12 protein-coding genes are annotated in these 19203 nt (G+C 53.5%); 5 read left to right on the plus strand and 7 right to left on the minus strand.

From position 1 onward, the window contains the following. Nucleotides 1–176: 176 nt before the first annotated feature. The 3 genes from ACDZ94_RS02575 to treP all read right to left on the minus strand — a co-directional run bounded on the left by ACDZ94_RS02575 (nucleotide 177) and on the right by treP (nucleotide 4683). Nucleotides 177–1397 (minus strand): maltoporin, encoded by a 1221-nt coding sequence (locus ACDZ94_RS02575; protein ID WP_064454023.1) that lies wholly within the window; start codon nucleotides 1395–1397, stop codon nucleotides 177–179. Between the two features lie 72 nt (nucleotides 1398–1469). Further along, nucleotides 1470–3116: an alpha,alpha-phosphotrehalase gene (gene treC / locus ACDZ94_RS02580; protein ID WP_064454024.1), complete on the minus strand. Its 1647-nt coding sequence runs from the start codon at nucleotides 3114–3116 to the stop codon at nucleotides 1470–1472. Nucleotides 3117–3240: 124 nt separating this feature from the next. Beyond that, nucleotides 3241–4683 carry a PTS system trehalose-specific EIIBC component gene (gene treP, locus ACDZ94_RS02585; RefSeq protein ID WP_064454025.1) on the minus strand — a complete coding sequence of 481 codons (1443 nt, stop codon included), beginning with the start codon at nucleotides 4681–4683 and terminating at the stop codon, nucleotides 3241–3243. A 251-nt stretch (nucleotides 4684–4934) separates the two neighbouring features. Between treP and treR the strand changes: the two genes are divergently transcribed. Continuing rightward, the gene (gene treR, locus ACDZ94_RS02590; protein WP_432751024.1) at nucleotides 4935–5639 is read left to right on the plus strand and encodes a trehalose operon repressor; all 705 of its coding nucleotides are present in this window, start codon (nucleotides 4935–4937) and stop codon (nucleotides 5637–5639) included. An 837-nt stretch (nucleotides 5640–6476) separates the two neighbouring features. Then, entirely contained in the window at nucleotides 6477–10076 is a 3600-nt protein-coding gene (locus ACDZ94_RS02595) for an SIR2 family protein (protein ID WP_432751025.1), read from the plus strand. 502 nt (nucleotides 10077–10578) lie between these two features. Here ACDZ94_RS02595 and ACDZ94_RS02600 read toward each other — a convergent pair. From ACDZ94_RS02600 to ACDZ94_RS02615, 4 genes are all read right to left on the minus strand, one after another. Next, nucleotides 10579–11316, minus strand: a complete 738-nt coding sequence (locus tag ACDZ94_RS02600) for a hypothetical protein (protein WP_432751026.1) — start codon at nucleotides 11314–11316, stop codon at nucleotides 10579–10581. Between the two features lie 100 nt (nucleotides 11317–11416). Next, nucleotides 11417–12310 carry an FRG domain-containing protein gene (locus ACDZ94_RS02605; protein WP_432751027.1) on the minus strand — a complete coding sequence of 298 codons (894 nt, stop codon included), beginning with the start codon at nucleotides 12308–12310 and terminating at the stop codon, nucleotides 11417–11419. Nucleotides 12311–12750: 440 nt separating this feature from the next. Beyond that, nucleotides 12751–13656 (minus strand): hypothetical protein, encoded by a 906-nt coding sequence (locus ACDZ94_RS02610; RefSeq protein ID WP_432751028.1) that lies wholly within the window; start codon nucleotides 13654–13656, stop codon nucleotides 12751–12753. 37 nt (nucleotides 13657–13693) lie between these two features. After that, complete coding sequence (locus ACDZ94_RS02615; protein WP_432751029.1) at nucleotides 13694–15049, minus strand: hypothetical protein; 1356 nt, start codon at nucleotides 15047–15049, stop codon at nucleotides 13694–13696. A gap of 160 nt (nucleotides 15050–15209) precedes the next feature. Between ACDZ94_RS02615 and ACDZ94_RS02620 the strand changes: the two genes are divergently transcribed. From ACDZ94_RS02620 to gmtX, 3 genes are read left to right on the plus strand one after another with little or no spacing between them, the layout of a single operon-like run. Beyond that, the gene (locus ACDZ94_RS02620) at nucleotides 15210–15884 is read left to right on the plus strand and encodes a tyrosine-type recombinase/integrase (RefSeq protein ID WP_432751030.1); all 675 of its coding nucleotides are present in this window, start codon (nucleotides 15210–15212) and stop codon (nucleotides 15882–15884) included. Between the two features lie 8 nt (nucleotides 15885–15892). Then, the gene (gmtZ, locus tag ACDZ94_RS02625; protein ID WP_432751031.1) at nucleotides 15893–18493 is read left to right on the plus strand and encodes a gamma-mobile-trio integrase GmtZ; all 2601 of its coding nucleotides are present in this window, start codon (nucleotides 15893–15895) and stop codon (nucleotides 18491–18493) included. Then, nucleotides 18490–19152, plus strand: a complete 663-nt coding sequence (gene gmtX / locus ACDZ94_RS02630) for a gamma-mobile-trio protein GmtX (protein ID WP_432751032.1) — start codon at nucleotides 18490–18492, stop codon at nucleotides 19150–19152. Before gmtZ ends, gmtX begins: the two co-directional genes overlap by 4 nt. The last annotated feature ends 51 nt before the right edge of the window (nucleotides 19153–19203 follow it).

The following is a 19203-nucleotide window of genomic DNA, read 5'->3' on the forward strand; positions in this document are numbered from 1 at the left end:
CTGCTGTTTTGTTCTGTAAAAATCATAGGGTGGATGTGAGTCCTGGGATGACGAAGATCAAATGTGGGAGCGGGCTTGCTCGCGAATGCGGTGTATCAGGCGACACATGTATTGGATGACCCACCGCTTTCGCGAGCAAGCCCGCTCCCACATTTAGTCCGCGTACATTTACAGATTTACTTCCACCAGTATTCGACCTGCACACCCACATTCGACCCGTGCCGCGCCGTACCGTACGCGCCGGTGTCGGACAACGCCGAACCTGCCGCCAGTTCATTCGCCGCGCGCTTGGCCGCTTCGTTCCAGGTTGCATAGGTGTAGTACAAACGCACTTCCGGCCGCGCCCAGAAATCCGGGCCGTTGGGCGACCAGGTCGGGGCGAAGGTAAATTTGCTCAACTTGCGCGTACCACCGGCGGCCTCAACCTGATCATGCCCAAGTTCGGTGACCAGTTTGAACTGCTCGCTGATGGCGTACGCCGGGCGCACGCCGATGGACATCCAGGTCTGGTCCTGGCTGCCAGGTCGGATGTCTTTCTGGTACACCGCCTCGATCTGCCCGCCGAATCGCGGGGTCACCTGCCAGTCAAAAAATTCCACGGCGCGGTAACTTTTGCTGCTCTTGTCCAGCGCGGTGTCGCCGGTATAACCCAAGCCCGTGCCGGGGCCTTCGCCGTACTGCAAGGCGAATTTGTTCTTACCGCCAAGGAAAGGTTTTTGCACATGCTGCGCCGTGATCGCCCAACCGCTGTTGGCGTCACGCCCGCCGGCTTTTTCGATGTAGCTCAAGCCGAACTCCAGCTCACCGCCGGGGTTGGTCTTGAAGCCTGCGACGTTGAAGTCGTGACGGGTGGCGTATTCCTTCTGGTACAGGTTGTCCTTGCGCGAGAGGGCATAGCTGTATTTGAGGTCACCGATCAACACGTCCTCGATACCGCCGCCCGTGGCGCTCTGGTTCCAGTAGTAGAAGTCGGAGATATGGATGTCGTTACGCTTGTAGTAACGACGGCCGGCCCACAACGAACCACCATTGAGACTGGGCAGGTTGGACCACTGCGCATACATCTGCGGCATGCGCGCCGAGCCGTTGTCTTCACCCTGGAATTTCAGGGCGCGGTCGTACTTGTTGTACAGGGACGCCATGGCATCGACGCTGAGCACCGAGCCGTCGTCGAGGGTCAGCAGGTCCTGGCGCAATTCAAATTCAGCGTACTGCTCGCATTCGTTACCCAGACGGTATTTCGATTGCGCTCCCGGCAGTTGGAAACACTGTTGCTTGCCACTGCCCGTCGACGTGCCCGCGCCGCTGCGCAAGTAACCGGCAAATTCGAGGGCCTGAGCGGCAAAAGGGGCGGTGAGACACGACGCAATAAGGCCCAGCTTTATTGTTGTTTTCATGAAGCACTCCAATATTTTTATTATGTTTTGGTGAAGCGCCCCTGCACTCCCATACAGGGGTTGAAGCGGGTCTCAGTCCTTGAGGTGCAGCACAAACGACTCATAAGGTCGCAACACCACCGTGCTCGAACGCAATGGGCAGTCGGGGTAATTGCTGATCAGCAGGCGTTGCTCGTTCGCCGCACTGATGACGCCTTCCGGCAGTTGGATTTCGCAGGGTGTGCCGTAAAAATTGTTCAGCACCAACAAGCGCTCGCCATCGCCTTCGCGCAGGTACGCCCAGACCTGGAGGTGGTCTTGCAGCAGTTGGCGATAAACACCCTCCTGGATCAGCGGCTCGTGACGACGCAACGCAATCAGCGCGCGGTAGTGATGCAGCACCGAATCCGGGTCATCCAGTTGGCTTTCGACGTTGATCTGCGCCGCGTTGGCCGGAATACCGATCCACGGTTCCCCGCTGCTGAAACCGGCATTGGCCTGCGTGCTCCACTGCATCGGCGTACGACCGTTGTCGCGCGACTTCTGCATGATCGCCGCCATGCTCGACGCCTCGGACTCACCGGCATCGCGCTTGAGCCGGAAGATGTTCAGCGTCTCGACATCTCGGTACTGATCAATCTTGTCGAACCCTGGATTGGTCATGCCCAGCTCTTCGCCCTGGTACACATACGGCGTGCCCTGGAGAAAGTGCAGCGCAGTGGCGAGCATCTTGGCCGAGACCACGCGGTACTCACCGTCGTCACCAAACCGCGAGACCACCCGCGGCTGGTCGTGGTTACACCAGAACAGCGCGTTCCAGCCGCCACCGGCTTGCATGCCCAACTGCCAGTCGGAAAAAATCTGCTTGAGTTGCAGGAAATCGAAGTCAGCCTTCACCCACTTTTGCAGGTTCGGGTAATCCACTTTCAGGTGATGAAAGTTGAAGGTCATCGACAGCTCTTTCGATGCAGGATTCGAATAGCGGATGCAGTGTTCCAGGCTGGTGGACGACATCTCGCCGACGTTGATCAGGTCATGGCCTTCGAAGACTTCACGGTGCATTTCCTGCAGGTACTCATGCACGTTCGGGCCATCGGTGTAGAAGCGGCGGCCGTCGGTGTTGTCTTCGGGGAAATCGGCAGGCTTGGAGATCAGGTTGATCACATCCAGACGGAAGCCACCCACGCCTTTGTCACGCCAGAAACGCATCAACTGGTACACCTCGGCGCGCACGTTGGGGTTGTCCCAATTGAGGTCAGCCTGGGTGTGGTCGAACAGGTGCAGGAAGTACTGGCCGGTTTGCGCCTCGTATTCCCAGGCCGAGCCGCCGAACTTGGATTCCCAGTTATTCGGCTGGTCGCGCCAGATGTAGAAGTCGCGATACGGGTTGTCGAGGCTGCTGCGCGCCTGCTGGAACCACTCATGCTCGATGGAGGTATGGTTGACCACAATGTCGAGCATCAGCTTGATGCCGCGCTTGGCCGCTTCGCTGATCAGCAGGTCGCAATCGGCCATGGTCCCGTAGCTGGGGTCGATAGCGTAGTAGTCGCTGATGTCGTAGCCGTTATCGCGTTGCGGCGAGCGCAGGAACGGGGTGATCCACAGGCAGTCCACGCCCAGCCATTTCAGGTAATCAAGTTTGTCCACGATGCCCAGCAGGTCACCGGTGGCGTTACCCGCGTGGCTGTGAAAGCTTTTTGGGTAGATCTGGTAGATCACCGAGTGTTGCCAGTTTTGCATGGTGGACTCCTTCAATTAAGTTGTGTGTTGGCCTTGAAGGCCTCATCGCGGGCAAGCCCGGCTCCCACTTTGATTTGTGAACACATTCAAATGTGGGAGCTGGCTTGCCTGCGATAGCGATCGATCAAGCGACGCGATACCCCGGCCGCACAATCTTCATGCTCAACGCACAGGTCAGAACAAACGGCACCACAATCGCGATGACCATCCCGATGACAAAAACCGGGATGTACTGCGGAAGAATTGAGATAAACGCCGGCAAACCACCGACGCCGATCGCCGAGGCGGTCACCTTGTTCAACGACAGGAAAATGCTGCCCAGCGCCGAGCCCAGCAGCGCGGCATAGAACGGAAACTTGAAGCGCAGGTTCACCCCGAACATCGCCGGTTCAGTGATACCGAAGTAAGCAGAAATGGCCGAGGTGGAAGCCATGCTTTTGTCCCGCGCGTTGCGGGTCATGTAGAACACACCAAGCGCGGCGCTGCCCTGGGCCAGGTTGGACATCACGATCATCGGCCAGATAAAGGTGCCGCCCTGGGTCGAGATAAGCTGCAGGTCCACGGCGAGGAACATGTGGTGCATGCCGGTGATAACGAGCGGCGCATACAGCAGGCCGAAAATCGCTCCGCCGACCATCGGCGCCAGGTCAAACAGGGTGACTACGCCTTCGGTGATCAGGATGCCGAGGTGGCGGGTGACCGGGCCGATGATTGCCAGGGCCAGCACGCCGGTGACGACGATGGTGGTGATGGGCACAACGAGCAGTTGAATCGCATTCGGCACCCGTGCGCGCAGCCATTTTTCAATCACGCTCATCACATAGGCCGCCATCAGGATTGGCAGGATCTGCCCCTGGTAGCCGACTTTTTCGATCTTGAACCAGCCGAAAATATCGAAGTAGGGCAGGCTCTGGCCATCGAGCCCGGCGACTGCCTTGCCGTAGTTCCACGCGTTGAGCAGATCGGGGTGCACCAGCATCAGGCCGAGCACGATGCCGAGGATTTCACTGCCGCCAAAGCGCTTGGCCGCCGACCACCCCACCAGCGCCGGCAGGAACACGAACGAGGTGTTGGCCATCAGGTTGATCAGGCTCCACAGGCCGTCCAGGTTCGGATAGGCCTCCAGCAGCGTCTTGCCCTCGATGAACATGCCTTTGGCGCCCATCAGGTTGTTCACGCCCATCAGCAGGCCGGCGATGATCAGTGCGGGCAGGATCGGCATGAACACATCGGAGAACACCCGCACCAGACGCTGCATCGCGTTGGTCTTGTCGGCGCCCTTCTTCTTCACGTCGGCGATGGTGGCGGCGGCGAGGCCGGTCTGTTCGCGCAGTGCGGCGTAGACCTTTTCCACTTCACCCGGGCCGATCACCACCTGAAACAAACCACCGGTGAAGAACGAGCCTTTGACCAGATCGACCTGGTTCAACGCACTGCTCTTGACCAGGCTCGGGTCCTTGAGCGCGAGGCGCAGACGCGTCACGCAGTGGGCAGCTTGCTCAAGGTTGTCGCTGCCCCCGAGGTTCTCGAGAATCTCGCGGGCGATATTCGAATAATCGTGGCTCATGCTTGGTATCCACTTTGATTTTTTTATTTGGGGGCAGTCATTGGCAGCACGCCGAGAGCAAAAATACTCGTCTGTACGAGTTAAAGCAACAACTCGTCTGTACGAGTTAAGAAATGTTTATTTTTCTGAGTTTTAAGTCAGACATTTCTCTTATTCCATTTGGGTCCAATGGACAAAGCCCACCTCTGCCACTAAGGTTCCTGCCTTGAACACCGTTCACCCTTCATCACGTCGGGCACAGAGCCATCGCCATGAGCAAATACAACCAGATCTATACCGATCTGCTTGCCAACATCACCACTGAACGCCTGCAACGCGGCACGCGCCTTCCCTCCGAAACCGAACTGATGGACGCCTACCAAGCCAGCCGTGGCACCGTGCGCCGCGCTATCGAGCAGCTGCAGGAACGGGGGTTTGCGCAAAAAATCCACGGCAAGGGCACCTTCGTGCTGTCGCCCAACCCGATCGAGTTCCAACTGGGTGGCATCGTCAGCTTCCACGAAACCCACGCCGACCTGGGCGATGACGTACGCACCGACGTCGTCGAATTCAGCCAGTTCCCGCTGGAAGGCTCTCTGCTGCAACACATCGAAGCCGAGCCCGGCACGTTGATCACGCGGATCAAACGGGTACGGCGCATCGGCGGCAAACGGGTGATCCTCGACATCAACCACTTCGTCGCCGACCTGATCCCAGGCCTGGAGCGCTCGATTGCCGAGCAGTCGATCTATGCGTTTATCGAAGACACCTTGCAGCTGCAGATCAGCTACGCGCAGCGCACCATCGAAGCCCTGCCCCGCAGCAAAGACGACCAGGCGCATCTGGACCTGGATGGGCAAAGCCATGTGATCGTGGTGAGTAACCAGACGTTTTTGCAGGATGGAAGGCAGTTCGAGTACACCGAGTCACGGCATACGTTGGATAAGTTTTATTTTTCGGACATTGCCCGGCGCTGAGGCCCGAGCGAAGATCAAATGTGGGAGCGGGCTTGCTCGCGAATGCGGGGTATCAGTCACCTGTTCATTAACTGACACACCGCATTCGCGAGCAAGCCCGCCCACACATTTTGATCCGTGGTGTTTGATTTAGCGTATTCCAGAAACACAAAACCCCGGCACATGGGGTTATTCCCCCCAGTAAGGAATACATAGTTCGGGGCTTCTGAGTCGATTCGGTTAAAACACCCCTCCTGCTGGGGTGTTTTTTTGCCTTTAATAAAGCTGAAGCTTTACGGTATCGATACATCTTATGCATCAAATTACATTTGATGCATAAGCTCTGGCCCCCTGCAGCAATTCAGAATTGTTCAGACTTATCCATGTATGTAATCGCTTGGCGCTTGCCCCCTTTTTTTCACCACCGACCAATTGCGCTCGTACAGGCCAATCCGCTCGCATTCGGCTTGAACAATACGTGCCGCAGTGCGTAGGCTCACAAAACTACCCACTATTGATGGAAAAGAACCTCATCGATTCGTGTAAACCACTTTTTTCACTTGTTAACTCTCGTGGTTTACGGTGCAAAAAATAGGATTACAAGGTAGTGAGTTTCCCCTGACTCCATAGAGGTGCTGATCACTCCCCTTCTGATCGAAATTCTGTTGATGAATCTACGGGGGCCAGCGCAGTCGATCGTGCGTACAGGTTGGTTCTGGCGACTTAAGCGAGATCAACGGAGATTGGGCGCTCGTAACTGGTAATCTGACGCAGCGATGCACCGAGATTCATGTTTTTCAAATCGTCTGGCACCCCGCCCTAAGCGGCATCATTACTTCTGAACAAGAGAGCGCAATCTTGAGTCTTCGCTTTTCGAACGAAGGTCCAGCATTTCCGGAGCAGCTTGTTGATGCTTTGCTTACCGGTGACGTCGTTTTTTTATGTGGTGCGGGCATAAGCGCGCCCCAGCTACCATTGTTTTCGGGTTTAGTCGAAGAGTGCGTTGGCCGGCTAGGTTTGGAAAAAAATGCATCTGAGACGGAGTCATTTAAAAATTACAGATTCGAAGAGGTGCTTGGATCGTTAAGTCGTCGGACTGTAGACCCAGGCGATGTGATCCGGGCGGTAGTGAATATACTGCGGGAGCGCTCGGAAAATGCCGATTTGGCTCACCACCACACCATTCTCAGGTTATCTCGCAGCCTTGATAACCGGCCGACCGTCATCACAACTAACTTTGACACAATGCTCGAGAAAGCATTGTGGGATGTGGAGGGTATCGAGCAGGCGCAGGAGCTTAGCTTTGCTGGCCAGGATCTGCCATCGCCGGGTAGCACGGAGTTCGGTGGCATCATTCACCTCCACGGCCGTATCGCCGACGAACGGATCGGTCTAAAACAGACTCCACTCGTCGTAACAAGCGCGGATTACGGTGATGCTTACATGCGCTCGGGTTGGGCATCTCGTTTTTTGTTCGACCTGTGTCGCTGCAAGACAGTCGTTCTCGTCGGCTATAGCGCAGGCGATGCACCGGTCCGCTATTTCCTGAATGTCCTCGAAGCTGATCGGCAGCGATTCCCTGACGTACTCCCTGTCTATGCACTAGATGGGGTCAAGGCGCGGGAGCTACCCGACGCTCGCTGGAGCACACTGGCTGTCGAACCGATTGCGTACGAATTTACTACCGATGCTGCGAATGGCAACGAAGATCACAGCGCACTATGGCGTGATCTTGATCAACTTGCCGAGCTCGTTGTACGACCACGAACGACTAGGCATGCTTGGGCTCAAACGATCCTGGTAAAAAGCTTCGATGCGGCTGACCTAGCCGAACGTGATCGCATCTTGTGGCTACTTCAAGGGCGCCGAGACCTTTGGCCGGTTGCAATCAGATCGATTGAGGATGTCGCTTGGTTTAACTTTCTGGTCGAGCGCAAGGTTTGGAGTGACCAAGATGTAGCCTGGATCCTTGCTGCGTGGATTGCTCGAAACCTACAGTCAGTTGATCGGTTCAGGGGCGCCATCCAATGGTTGGAACGGTTCGGAAAGCCATTTTCCGACGCGCTCATTAGGCATGTTGATCAGAGCAAGGATTTACCAGATTTGTGGCTTCGAGCCTGGCGCCTCCTTGCAGCCAGTCAGCCGCGCTTTAGCAAGGACTTAGATCTCCATTTCTATGCCATGCTGAAGATCCTTCGTGGTTCTGTTGTCCTGAATAAAGACCTTCATCACGCGGTAGGATTGATCACCCCAGTGTTCAAACTGACAGCTCGAGAATTAGCTGAAGGCGATTCTCCTAATCGTCTCGCCGATATATTTGGGGCGCGCTGGATAGTACGGGGGCAAGGTGAAGCTACCGAACTGGTTGACGCTCTTGTCGAAGTGCCGCAATCACATGTGATCATCGCAATCGCTACGGCGAAGCTTCAAGAGGTTGTTGGAGTAACTGTCGACCTTGATGCAATCGACGAATATTTCGATAAAAACGACTACTCAGTGCCGTCTGTTGAGCCTCACACACAGAACGACCATCATGAAGGACCTGTCTTTCTCGTCCAGCTTCTTGCGCGCTTACTTCCCGCAGCCACCCAACTGGATAAAGCGACAACCCGTTCATTGGTAACGACGTGGCGTAAAATGTCCGGGTTCTTGGGGTGCAGGCTATGGTTACACGCGCTGCGTAACAAGGCGCTTTTTACAGGAGACGAAGCAATCGCTGGGCTAGCAGACCTCCCACTTAATGTCTTCTGGCATGTTCGGCGCGAGCTCGCACTTGTACTGCGCGACCGTGCGGCCGACGCTGATGAGAAGCTGGTCGCCCAGGTAGAACAGCGCATCCTCATCGAAGGAAAGGCCTACTACGAGCATTACACAATTGAGGACGGCCAGGCCGATTGGCGCGGTCATGCACGGGATTCCGAAGTGTGGTTACGACTCAACATGCTCAATATTGCTGGCATGCTGTCGCGACGCGGCGCCACCGAGTTAGCCTCTATCAAGAGGACGCGGGAATATCTGGATCGAGACGTGGAAGAGCGGGATTTCTTCGGATCCTATAGTTACGGCGTTCAGGAAGTTGTCGGAGACGCCCAGCCAATCATCGACGCAGGAGATGGTGAAAGGCTGGAGGTGGCCCGCCAAGTCATCCATAGCCCTGACATAAGAAAGCAGCTTGGTTGGAGCGTCTATTGCCGGACTGACCCGAGCGGGGCCTTCGATACGCTTGCACAAGCGGAGCTCGATGCTTCAAACGCCCCGTTATGGAACACTCTCATCGGTTCCCTTTCATTTGCGCAAGAAGCCCCTGATGAACACCGCAGCAAACTCGTCATCAGCATTTTCGAGGTGATTAAGCCTGCGAACGGAACCTTTTTAGAGCTCATAATCGACCGCTTAGCAGACCTTTACTTCAGGACCCCTCGACAATCGGCGCTGGCACTCGCGGATTGGTGGCCACGGTTGTTTGCCATTGCCGTAGATCATGATATCGAACCTTTCGATGCGAGCTGCGAACTTGCTGAAGATGCGATCAATTCGCCAGCCGGGCGACTCACCCAAGCGCTGTTGGCGGACGTTGAAAGGTGCCGCCAGCAACGCGAGCTTACTAGGCCCGATCTGCTGAAGAATATCGCTCATGCAGCCTCGACAGAGGGCCGCCAAGGCATATTTGCGCGTGCAGTCCTGATACGCGATGCAGCGTTTGTTCTATCAATCGATGGACAAACTGTGGCCGGATTAATCGATGCTGCACTTACTGGCGAATCTGCAGAGGCAGCGGCGCTGCGCTCAGTGCTGGTCAACCGGGCAAACCTGTCTTCTACTACGTCGCGGGTATTCTGTAAGCACATCTTGCAGGGTGTTACTGAAATCGGAGGCCGTGATCGAAGCTCGAGGACAGCAGCCGCTAAAATTATGGCCCCAGCCTTATCGATCATTCGTCGAGAACAAGATGCCGACCATTGGGGAATCTCACTTGAGCAAACAGATTTGGCGCTCAAAAAGGGCCCTCCTGCGTTGCGTGAGGGAGCTGTACGCCTGCTCGTGCAATGGATTCATGAGATTGAAGGCGGCCCAGCTGAGGCATGGCGTACCAGCATCGGTCCTTTACTAGCCAGGTGGTCGCGTGACCGCGAGTTGTACGAAAAGGAGCTGACGCAACATTTCGCCGAACTTGCGATTGCATCGGCAGACGCGTTTCCTGAGGCTCTAAATCAATTGCTGCCTTATTTAACCCAACTACATGGCCGTGGCAGCCTCTACGCGATTGAGTCGTCAGAGGCGCCTGAAAAGTTTCCAAGTGAGACTTTGACTTTGCTCTGGAGGCTATTCGGACCAGGCTGTACTAGTAATCTTTTTGGAGTGCCCAAGATTCTAGAGCGCATGATCAAAGCCAAGCCGAGCATCGAGCTGGATCGGCGGTTGCAATGGCTCGACCAAATGGCTCTCCGCTATGAGTAGCCCTTGTCACTTGTGCCATCTAAGCATTGAGATTACCAACAACCACTTTAATGCTCAAGGCGCTACATGCTAAGTGCCGGAATAGAAATAATCTGACATCTCCTCCCAGTGTAGCCCTTGAGTTACGGAACTTTCCCGGCTGAGATGGTGGAAGATTTTCGTTCAGGTACTTAATCCCATCAGCATGGTGCTGTTTTCCTACTGATGTGGCCGGCGACTCTCCGCTTCTGGTCCAGACTGCGTAAAGCTCCGACGCAAAGTCGAAGTGCGCACTCCTACATGAATTCTCAAAAAAACGCGGCTACTCAAGATCTAGAGTTTACGTAGAAGCGCGATTTTCAGATCTTTTTGGCCAGTCGAGCTACTGTAGGAGTTTTTACACACTCTGCGCCGAAAGCGGACGTTGGTCCGCGCAGTCAAAATGCTCCAAGAATCACATGACTATTGAGTGCTCGCCGTACCGTCTAGCCAGTTTTCATTTCGCGAATGGGTGCGTGACGAATCAGCTTTTTTCAGTCGACTCAGCACTTGGTTCACCGTACATTTTTCTCACTTCTTCGGGGTCCGTTGTGAAAGTTTGCGCCTTGATCCAGTTCGCTATTCTCATAACTGGATCGCGGTGAAGGTCTCGCCCCTGATTCACATTATCAAGACCACGGACAACCAAATAAACCCCGGCGGTCAAGACTGCCGCGTAGAAGCCGAAATCGTTTGTTGTCCATAATGTCGTGTCCCCATATGCTCGGTGTGAAGCAATCGCCACTCCTGCAAAAGCTTCAGAAATGCCATACGTAACTCGCCACTTCGTTCGCATCCAAAAAAAGACTGCGCCCGCGAGGAACGTAATGAAACCAACTATCAGAGAGAATCGACCCTCATATGTCATGACCCCCCATAAGTGTTCGCAGACATCAAACAGAGATACTCCGAAGCCAAATAACATTAGACAAGCGAGGGCGCTAAGTGCCCACAGGACTATCAGAGTTTTAAAACTACCCCACACCGTGCGAAAGCTTTTTTTTGTAGTTCCCGGCGAGGGTGACAACAGCGAAAACAAAATGCACGCTAGTGCTGATGAAATTAAAATAGGAGAAGGAAGAAAGTCGAACGCACCGCGCGTATATATCGCGTATGCAATGCCGCCAATACCGATTAGGCTTAACACTATTGCAAATGGGCCTTCAATTGAAAATGTCCATGAGCTGCTTTTTGCATCGTTCGTATTTGAGTCTGTTGTCATTAATCTCTCCTTTGCTGTGGATTCCGATTTAACTCGCAGGCAAGCAAAAGCGTAACTTTCGCGAACCCAGTGAGCTAAGCGAACGATATTCATTGCACTGCTAGTTTTCGCTTGCAGGCGCGTAGTGTTGTTTGAGGAACTCAGCTACGCGATCAATTTCCGGATACACAGTACCTTGGAAGATACCCAGTGACTCCAACTGACTGCGTATACGTCGCTTCTCAGAACCGATGATCAGTATTCGTTTTGACGACGAAGTCGCGATGTAACGCTCCGGGACCGACGCGGCATTGGATTTTAATCCAGTCACACCGAATAGAAAGAATGCTCCGTCCTGTCTAATGATGCGTGGGTTCTCAAGCTTAGGCCTAACACAGACAACCGATTCAAGATGCTCGCGCACGATCTCCGGCTCAAAGTAAGGCTTCTCCTGCTTGATTTCGTGCAATAGATAGCGAATTGTTGAATCCTTATTGAACTTGACCTTAGTCAAATTCGCCGGAGGTACCGCAAAAGAAATAGGCCTGCGCGCAATATTCGCGATTACGCTTACCGTATCGCTGTCATAATACTTCACCTCACCAGTAGGTACCCCAAAGGCGAGTACCTCCCCGCTCTCGCTTGGCGGATCAGCGGGATCGCTTGCAAAATAGAGCGCAATAAGTGGATTCGCAGTCAAATCAAGCAACCTTGTTGGAAGACCGTAGTGCTGCATCTTCACGAGGGTTTGAAAAGTGGACGCGAGTGAGGTGAACTCGTTCGGGCACCTAAGGATGAGTTCCTTGAACATGATGTCTTCGTTGTTGACCCATCTCGCTTCACGATAAACGCTGGGCTGAAGTACGTAGGTAAAGCTAGGATGCCCGCGATAGAAGAAGGTCGTGCCACTAGGCTTTTCTAGCTTTTCAAGTGCATCGAGAAAAGTCCGAACGCTCCCAACGCGTATGGCGTCTTGCGGATCGGTGGCTGCGACTCGTTTATATTTGACTGCCACTCATGAACCCCTAGTGAGACCTGATAATTACCAGTTTCATGGAAACCCGATCAAACCCTCCGCTTGATGGCATGCATCGCGCGGGCAAACTTGAACGCTACTATTTAGCCGGCACGCTGTCTACGTGCTGACCTCATTCAACCTAGCTGCCTACGTCCGACTGCTTACGGCCCAGGCTGTGTGAAACCGTTTTATAGCGCGTTTGACAGTCAGAATCGCGACGGGAATCGCGTTCCTACGGAAATTTCAGGTCTGCTGATCAACTAAACTCTGGCAGAGTGTACATAGCAAAGCAGACTTTGAAACGGTACATGCATTTTCAAACAGCCTGGGCCGTTTGCTGTCTATCAGGGATGACAGCAAACGATCCATTGCGCAAACTAATATTCAAACTCAGTGACTGCCGAGGCAGTTCGCTGAGGTGTTTGGCTAGATAGTTACTACAGGCCTATAGCTGTTTGAATTGCTTTAGCTGCGACAATTGTTCCAGTTTTCGTTGCCACATCAAACGCCCACTTCCCGGCGGATTTCAGATGTTCCAATGCCCCTGCGGCATCTTGTTTTTTAGCCGAACGTTCCGCAGCACCAATGCTAGCAACTGCTTGGTCGTGTTCGATCTCGGTAGCTTGATCACGCATTGACTTGCGAAGTGTCGCAAGCTCCGCAGCAAGCGCAGGTAGATCGAGATTGGATGCCGCCTGTTGTATTACTTGGTTAAAGGTATTGTTCTCTGCTTTTGCGTTGGGGCCGATCGCTCCAATCTGCCCTGTTACATTGTATTGGTCACCCATAGAAATCTCCTTAGAAAAAAACTGCTGGACAAAAACTTGATTATGGTGCGAAAGCAAACGCTTGTTGGCGTCTTCTCTTGAATTAAAATCATGGACTTGATTATATACACTACAATCCAAAAAATGGCAGGGAGATATAAAGCCCCATTCATATCGCCAATCGTTTGGTCTTTTTTCCCTTTCAGCAATTCTGCGCCCACAGTCGCTATCAATTTCATCTACGTATTTCGCTAAGTAGCTTGCGTAGTAATGAAGATAAGCGAAGGTCACCTCAGGGCAAAAATTTGAAAAAGCGCTCCAATTTCCTTGTGTGCCACTTACACCAGTGTCTTCTTCTGCTATAACTGGTAGCAGTCCAGAGGAAGTCCAAAAAGCATCCAAAGATTGTTCTTTATCATCGGCTATAGAGGTGATGATTCTAGCTTTGCCTAGCATATATATGCTTGCATAGTACCTCGGGCATTTATGCACATTTGCATAAGGGCACGAGGCGGGAGCATTTTTCTCTGCGCTTTTGCTTATGTACCATGAAGAATCAGGAACTGTGATAGGCATCGCGAATGTCCTGGAAAAATCTAACTATAGATATTTGCTACAGACCAATTGCTGTTTGAATTGCTTTAGCAGCCACACTAGCCCCAATCTTCGTTGCCACACCCAATGCCCACTTCCCAGCGAATTTCAGATGCCCCAATGCGCCTGCGCCATCTTGTTTCCTCGCTGAACTCTCTGCGGCACCAATGCTAGCAACTGCTTGGTCGTGTTCGATTTCGGTAGCTTCATTACGCATCGAATTGCGAAGTGTCGCAAGCTCTGCAGCAAGTTCCGGTAGATCGAGATCGCATGCCGCTTGTTCTAATACTTGGGTAAAAGTATTGTTTGCAGCTCTGGCGTTGGGGCCAACTGCTCCGACTTGTCCCGATACATTGTATTGGTCGTTGAAAAAATTCTGCTGCAAAATAAACTGTTTAGGATGCGGGAGCGAGAAATTATGGTGGGCGATTTTTTCTGAAATTGGAGCCATACTTAATTCACTTCCCTGTTCAAGCTCATGCTGCATACTAAACTCGCTCATTAATAGCCCCCACATTCGCTGAGCAGAAATACTATCGGGCAAAAAGTATTTTGCATCATTAATGATTGGAGTAACGAGCTTGCTAGAGACAGAACCAGACTTTAAGTCTCGCTTAATTGCGCATGCAAACTCCATCAATGAGGAGGCATTCTTAAAGCGCTGAAGGTTTCCTTCAATTTGATGAGCGCCACAGCGAGGTGGCAAGTAGGAGAGAACTCCTTGCCTATCAATTAGCACTAACGTTTTGTCAATTTGATGGGTCTTATTTTTTTGAATAACCGAATCAACTATGCCTGATTCTTCGATAGTGTGACGCGTTAGGATTTCCACAAGGCGATGTAATGTGTCTTCCGCCTGGCTATCTAAATTCGCAATTTGAGTTATTGGGAATATTTTAGGACGCGCGGAAAGCTTTTTTATGGTGGTGGTGCCTGAGGTAGTGACGGCAAGAATTTCTGAAACGAATCTAAACAGCCCCTTATGAGATTTAAAGTCTTGCAGGTCGGCAATTACAGCAAGGCAATCGACACTAAACGCCTGAACTTTTACTGAGGCGCATATGCAAGATAAGTATCTTCGTAGACCTATCGTTACTTGTAGGCGCTGCTGCACCTTCTCAAAAAAAATCGTAAAGGTAAATTGCTTTCCTTCAACACCCAGCTCACTCTTCGAAGCCCGCAATGCGTGATGAAAGTTTTTTGTCGGCTCGAGTGTTTTTGGCGCGTAAGGTGCGCGTGGATTGCCTCCAAGCGTACGCAAAAAAGAGCTCGCCCCTTTGATATTGAAAAGCGAGCTAGACAGACTAGTTGTTTCAGTCCCTTGAGGGGAAAGGTTGGAGAAAATTTTCCAACCTAATTCGACTTGGTAGGACACAATTCAGACCTTCATTGGGTTGGCGAGGGAGGAGTCGAACCCCCTTGGTCTAGCAATCTAGAATCTGTCGGCTCAATGTCTCCAAAGCGCCGTCCACACAGCCCGCCGGAGACGAGAATATCACGCCAGATTTTGTAAACAATATCAATCGTACTTGAATTTGTTCCTACATCTGGATGACGGCTCTGGTCAATCGAGGCCTGTCGCAACAGTCAGGATTAGGCAGAGTTTTGCTTTTCATGGTTGCGAAGCGTGCTGGTCAACTCCGATTCAATGGGGGGGGCAAGTAGAGGGCAACTGCGTTGGGGCTTGCTACGCTCAGCCAAAAGCACATGCTGGCTGGAAGGGTGGCACGCACGATGGCCCCTACTACAAGCAGGCGTACTGGTTCCTGCCGGAGTATGGTGAGTGGTTCCTGCAAGTATGGCACCGCTATCTCGAACAGGTTGCGCTTGTCGAGCGCGACCACCCCTTCGCTTTCATTAACCTGAGCCGCGAGCCCGTGGGCGCGATGTACACGCTCACCCAGTACAACAAGGCGCACGCCGCTGCCTGCGAGCGTATAGGTCTCACAGTCGGCAAGGCGCTGGGGACGACGCCGCACGGCCACCGTCACGCATATGGCCGCCGGCTTCGCAACGCCAGCATCGACAAGATGCTCATTCGCCGCTTTATGCATCACTCATCGCCGGAAAGCCAAGAAACTTATACTCAGCCTAACACCCGCGAAGCCTTAGAAGCGCTCGAAGCGGCTGCCCAGCGGCTGCGGGACAAATGCATCAGCACACAATCTGCATTTGGCCTGTCGCTACCTGGCATTGAACTCATCGACTGAGAATTCCCATGCTTGAAAAAAAGATCATGGCAGTTCCAAAGACGTCCGTGTCTCCCCCTCTCAAAGTGAAAGTGTCGCGCGAGTCGGACGTGAATTTAGGCTGGGTTGAGCGCGACTATCCGCAACTCAATGCCTGGCGTGACCTGGCGATAGAGTGGTTAAAAGGGGAAACGCGAGATATCCGCGTGAAGCTACAAGCATTGGTAACCTTCTTTGAACGCTACCTCATAAAGCAAGGGCTACCACTCAACCCTGCAGAGTTCTTGGCGCAGGGCAAAGTTTTCCCCGACTTCTACCAAACGGTCTGCCCACACTCCAAAGCTGGTATCGAATACAACAACAGCATCCATATCTTCCTGCGCTTCGTATTGCTGCGCGAGTTCAGCGAGGAATCCGATGACGGCAAATCTGTGGTCTCATCGGCCTTTTGCAACCCTGTCCCCCGCCTGACCAAAAGCGGCCTGCCCAAGCATGACGAAAGTGTGTATCCACCACTACCATACGGCTACATTGACGAGCTGCGGCAGATGCTTGCAGCAGGAGCGCATTTCTGTGATTGGCGGTGGGCACAGGCCTCGCCAGATGTTGAACTTGGTCAGCGGGGTTCAACAGGACACGACTGGTTTGAGGTCACTGAAGACCTGATTGATCGGAATGACCCGGATTGTGTATGGCGTAAGCGTCCGAAGCGTAATGGCAATCGACTTGAAATGTGGAGCCCTGTTCGCTGGGTGGCACTGCTCGTAAAACTCATCCTGCCACTTCGAACCACACAGGTCCGCATGCTTGACTCAGGTGAAGCCGACACCTGGCGCTACGAAGCTGGTACCTGGGCGCTGAACACGAGTCGCCTTGCGCAGGGCAGCGAACGTCGGCCTCTGCAACAAGGAATGTTTCGTCGTAGCCGCCCGATAACAGACGGTGAGATGGTCTCAACTGTGCTGTACATCAATACTAATAAAACTGCCGATATTGCCACGTCCGGTGCCGAAAAAGGTTACGTGCTGCCCTGGTCCTTTGGCGGACCGGTGCATCAGGACGCCTACTACTTGCTGGAGAGGCTTCGCAACTGGCAGTACAAGTATAATCCTGTCTCGCGCCGCACGGCTTGGGCGGAACTGGATGGTCGCCACACTCGGGTGAAAAGTGATGTGCAGCTTGCTAGCTATCCTGACGCCTGCTTCATCTTTAGGCGGCCAGAAGCAGTAGAAGGCGAGCGCCACTTGCCTATCCAGAACAGGGTCCTGGATGGCTGCTGGTTCATGTTACTAAAAGCACTAGAATTGCGGCTCGCCGCCCGAGGCGAATGCCATCGCAACGGCACGCCAATTCGCTTCCTTCCGTCGCCCGAAAAGCAAAACAATGCTACGACAACTCTCTTTCCCCTGCATAGCCTACGCGTCTCACTCATCACGGCACTGGCTTTGGAGGGACAGATGCCGTTCCCACTTCTGCAAAAACTTGTCGGCCATAGTCGCCTTTTGATGACTCTCTACTACGTTAAGCCAGGCGCGTCATACGTCCACGATGTGCTGCTCAAAGCGGCAAAACGCCTGGAGGAAAATAAGGAGGCGAGTATTCAGAACTTCCTTCTCGAGACTGAATACGAAGAACTTCAGAAAAGTGCCATCTGCAATAGCGTGACCAGCTTCGCCGCAGTCATCCCGCAACATCCGGCCGCCCGCAACCCGGCAGGCTGGATGCCAATGCATCACGGTTTTTGCCTGGTTGGTGGCAACACCAGTGAGGTCGAGGGCAACGGTGCAGTGGGTGGCTGTTACAACGGGGGATCGTTAATTACCAAAGGTTTTCAAGGTACTAATCCCAAGTACGGGCCCGTTCCGGGTGGCAGCCGCAATTGCGTGCGCTGTCGCTGGTTCGTGACCGAGCCGCGTTACCTGCCCGCACTGGTCGCACACTTCAATACGCTCGCCTATTACTTCGACGAAGCGCGCAACGTCTGCCTCAGTCGTGAAAACGAACTTCAGGACCTGAAGAGGCAGAAAGTCGACAATGAGGACGCCGGAAAGCCATTCACCCAACTTGACGCTTACCGGCAGGCCGAGCGGATATGGGAAAGCTCCATGAAGCGCTTTAGCGACTTCGCCGAAGACCTCGTAGCTTGCTGGCGTCTCATCGAGCGCTGCAAAGCAACGCTCGAAGTATCACAGGGCGACAGTAAACTGCTGGTGGCTGCCGGCACGACTCTCGACGTGCAGGTCGCTTTTGAAGAAACGAAGTCGGAATTGCTCCAGCTCGACAGCGTGTGCCAAAGCGTTGAGATCTATCCGGACCTTGAACCTGGCAAAGCTGTATTCCGCCGCAGTCAACTGCTCGACTCTATGCTCTACCGCGACGATATATCGCCTGTGTTCATGCTGTTGAACGAGGAAGAGCAATTGCTTGCTGGCAATGCATTTATGCGGAACCTTGCCCAGCAGATGAACCCGGCGAATCCCGTGCTAGGTCAACGCCAGGTAATTCATTTGATCGATGCAGGCGTGAGCCTTAGCCAGTACTTTGAAATGGACCTCTCCAAGCTGACTACGACAAATCTCGCCAAAGCGTTTTCCGACAGGCGCCAGATCCCCACCGGAGATGAAGTATGAGTGGCAAAACGGACATCCATCCGAACGCAACTCTAGAGGCGTTGCTCACAAAAGGTGGGCGCTCAAATCGGCGCGCAAACTTGACAAAGATGCACGAGCTTTGCCGCAAGCAACACGAGACCTGCTCACGGGAGTTCTCGCTACCATCCATCGGCCGTCTGGCGGAAGCCGAAGGAATCATGAAGGGCCGAGTGCTCTACAACGCCCAGTCTGCTGACTACCGGATGCTCATTGAGAGCTGGGCTGCCTACTCCGGCCCACCTACACCAAAGCCGCAGAAGACGCTGGCAAGCCATGAATACCTAATGCGTATCGACGACCCGGCTATCCGATCAATTATGCAGACCATCATTGCAGAGCGTGACAGGCTCAGGGCGCAACTGAACGTGTTGAAAGCCAATGCCCAAGTGACCGCAGACCGGCGCCCACTCGGAGCGAAAGTCGCATTTGGGTCTGACTCGCAGTCAGTAACCGTGCTTGCTTTGAGTGCGCAGCTCACGCCTTCGGAGCGCGAAGCCTTGAAGAAAGCAGTATCCGCCGAATATCTTGAGGAACGAGGCCTGCGAGAAGGTAGCCACGGCGAAATCGTAAATGAGCGCGGTCGGCCGATGTTCGAGGTAGGGTTCGCCCGTGCAATACGCAAGGTACTTGGCGACTGACCGTCGAAATGAAAAAGCGCCGACGTTGTCGCCAGCGCTTGAGAGTAAAGA

Source organism: Pseudomonas sp. UBT (assembly GCF_050915955.1).
Lineage (GTDB): Bacteria > Pseudomonadota > Gammaproteobacteria > Pseudomonadales > Pseudomonadaceae > Aquipseudomonas > Aquipseudomonas antarctica_A.

What these genes read in the sequence shown, in the direction of transcription:
- gmtZ (WP_432751031.1), top strand. Translation starts at nt 15,893, where the DNA reads ATGCTTGAAAAAAAGATCATGGCAGTTCCAAAGACGTCCGTGTCTCCC.
- ACDZ94_RS02575 (WP_064454023.1), bottom strand. Translation starts at nt 1,397, where the DNA reads ATGAAAACAACAATAAAGCTGGGCCTTATTGCGTCGTGTCTCACCGCC.
- ACDZ94_RS02610 (WP_432751028.1), bottom strand. Translation starts at nt 13,656, where the DNA reads ATGCCTATCACAGTTCCTGATTCTTCATGGTACATAAGCAAAAGCGCA.
- treR (WP_432751024.1), top strand. Translation starts at nt 4,935, where the DNA reads ATGAGCAAATACAACCAGATCTATACCGATCTGCTTGCCAACATCACC.
- ACDZ94_RS02600 (WP_432751026.1), bottom strand. Translation starts at nt 11,316, where the DNA reads ATGACAACAGACTCAAATACGAACGATGCAAAAAGCAGCTCATGGACA.
- treP (WP_064454025.1), bottom strand. Translation starts at nt 4,683, where the DNA reads ATGAGCCACGATTATTCGAATATCGCCCGCGAGATTCTCGAGAACCTC.
- gmtX (WP_432751032.1), top strand. Translation starts at nt 18,490, where the DNA reads ATGAGTGGCAAAACGGACATCCATCCGAACGCAACTCTAGAGGCGTTG.
- treC (WP_064454024.1), bottom strand. Translation starts at nt 3,116, where the DNA reads ATGCAAAACTGGCAACACTCGGTGATCTACCAGATCTACCCAAAAAGC.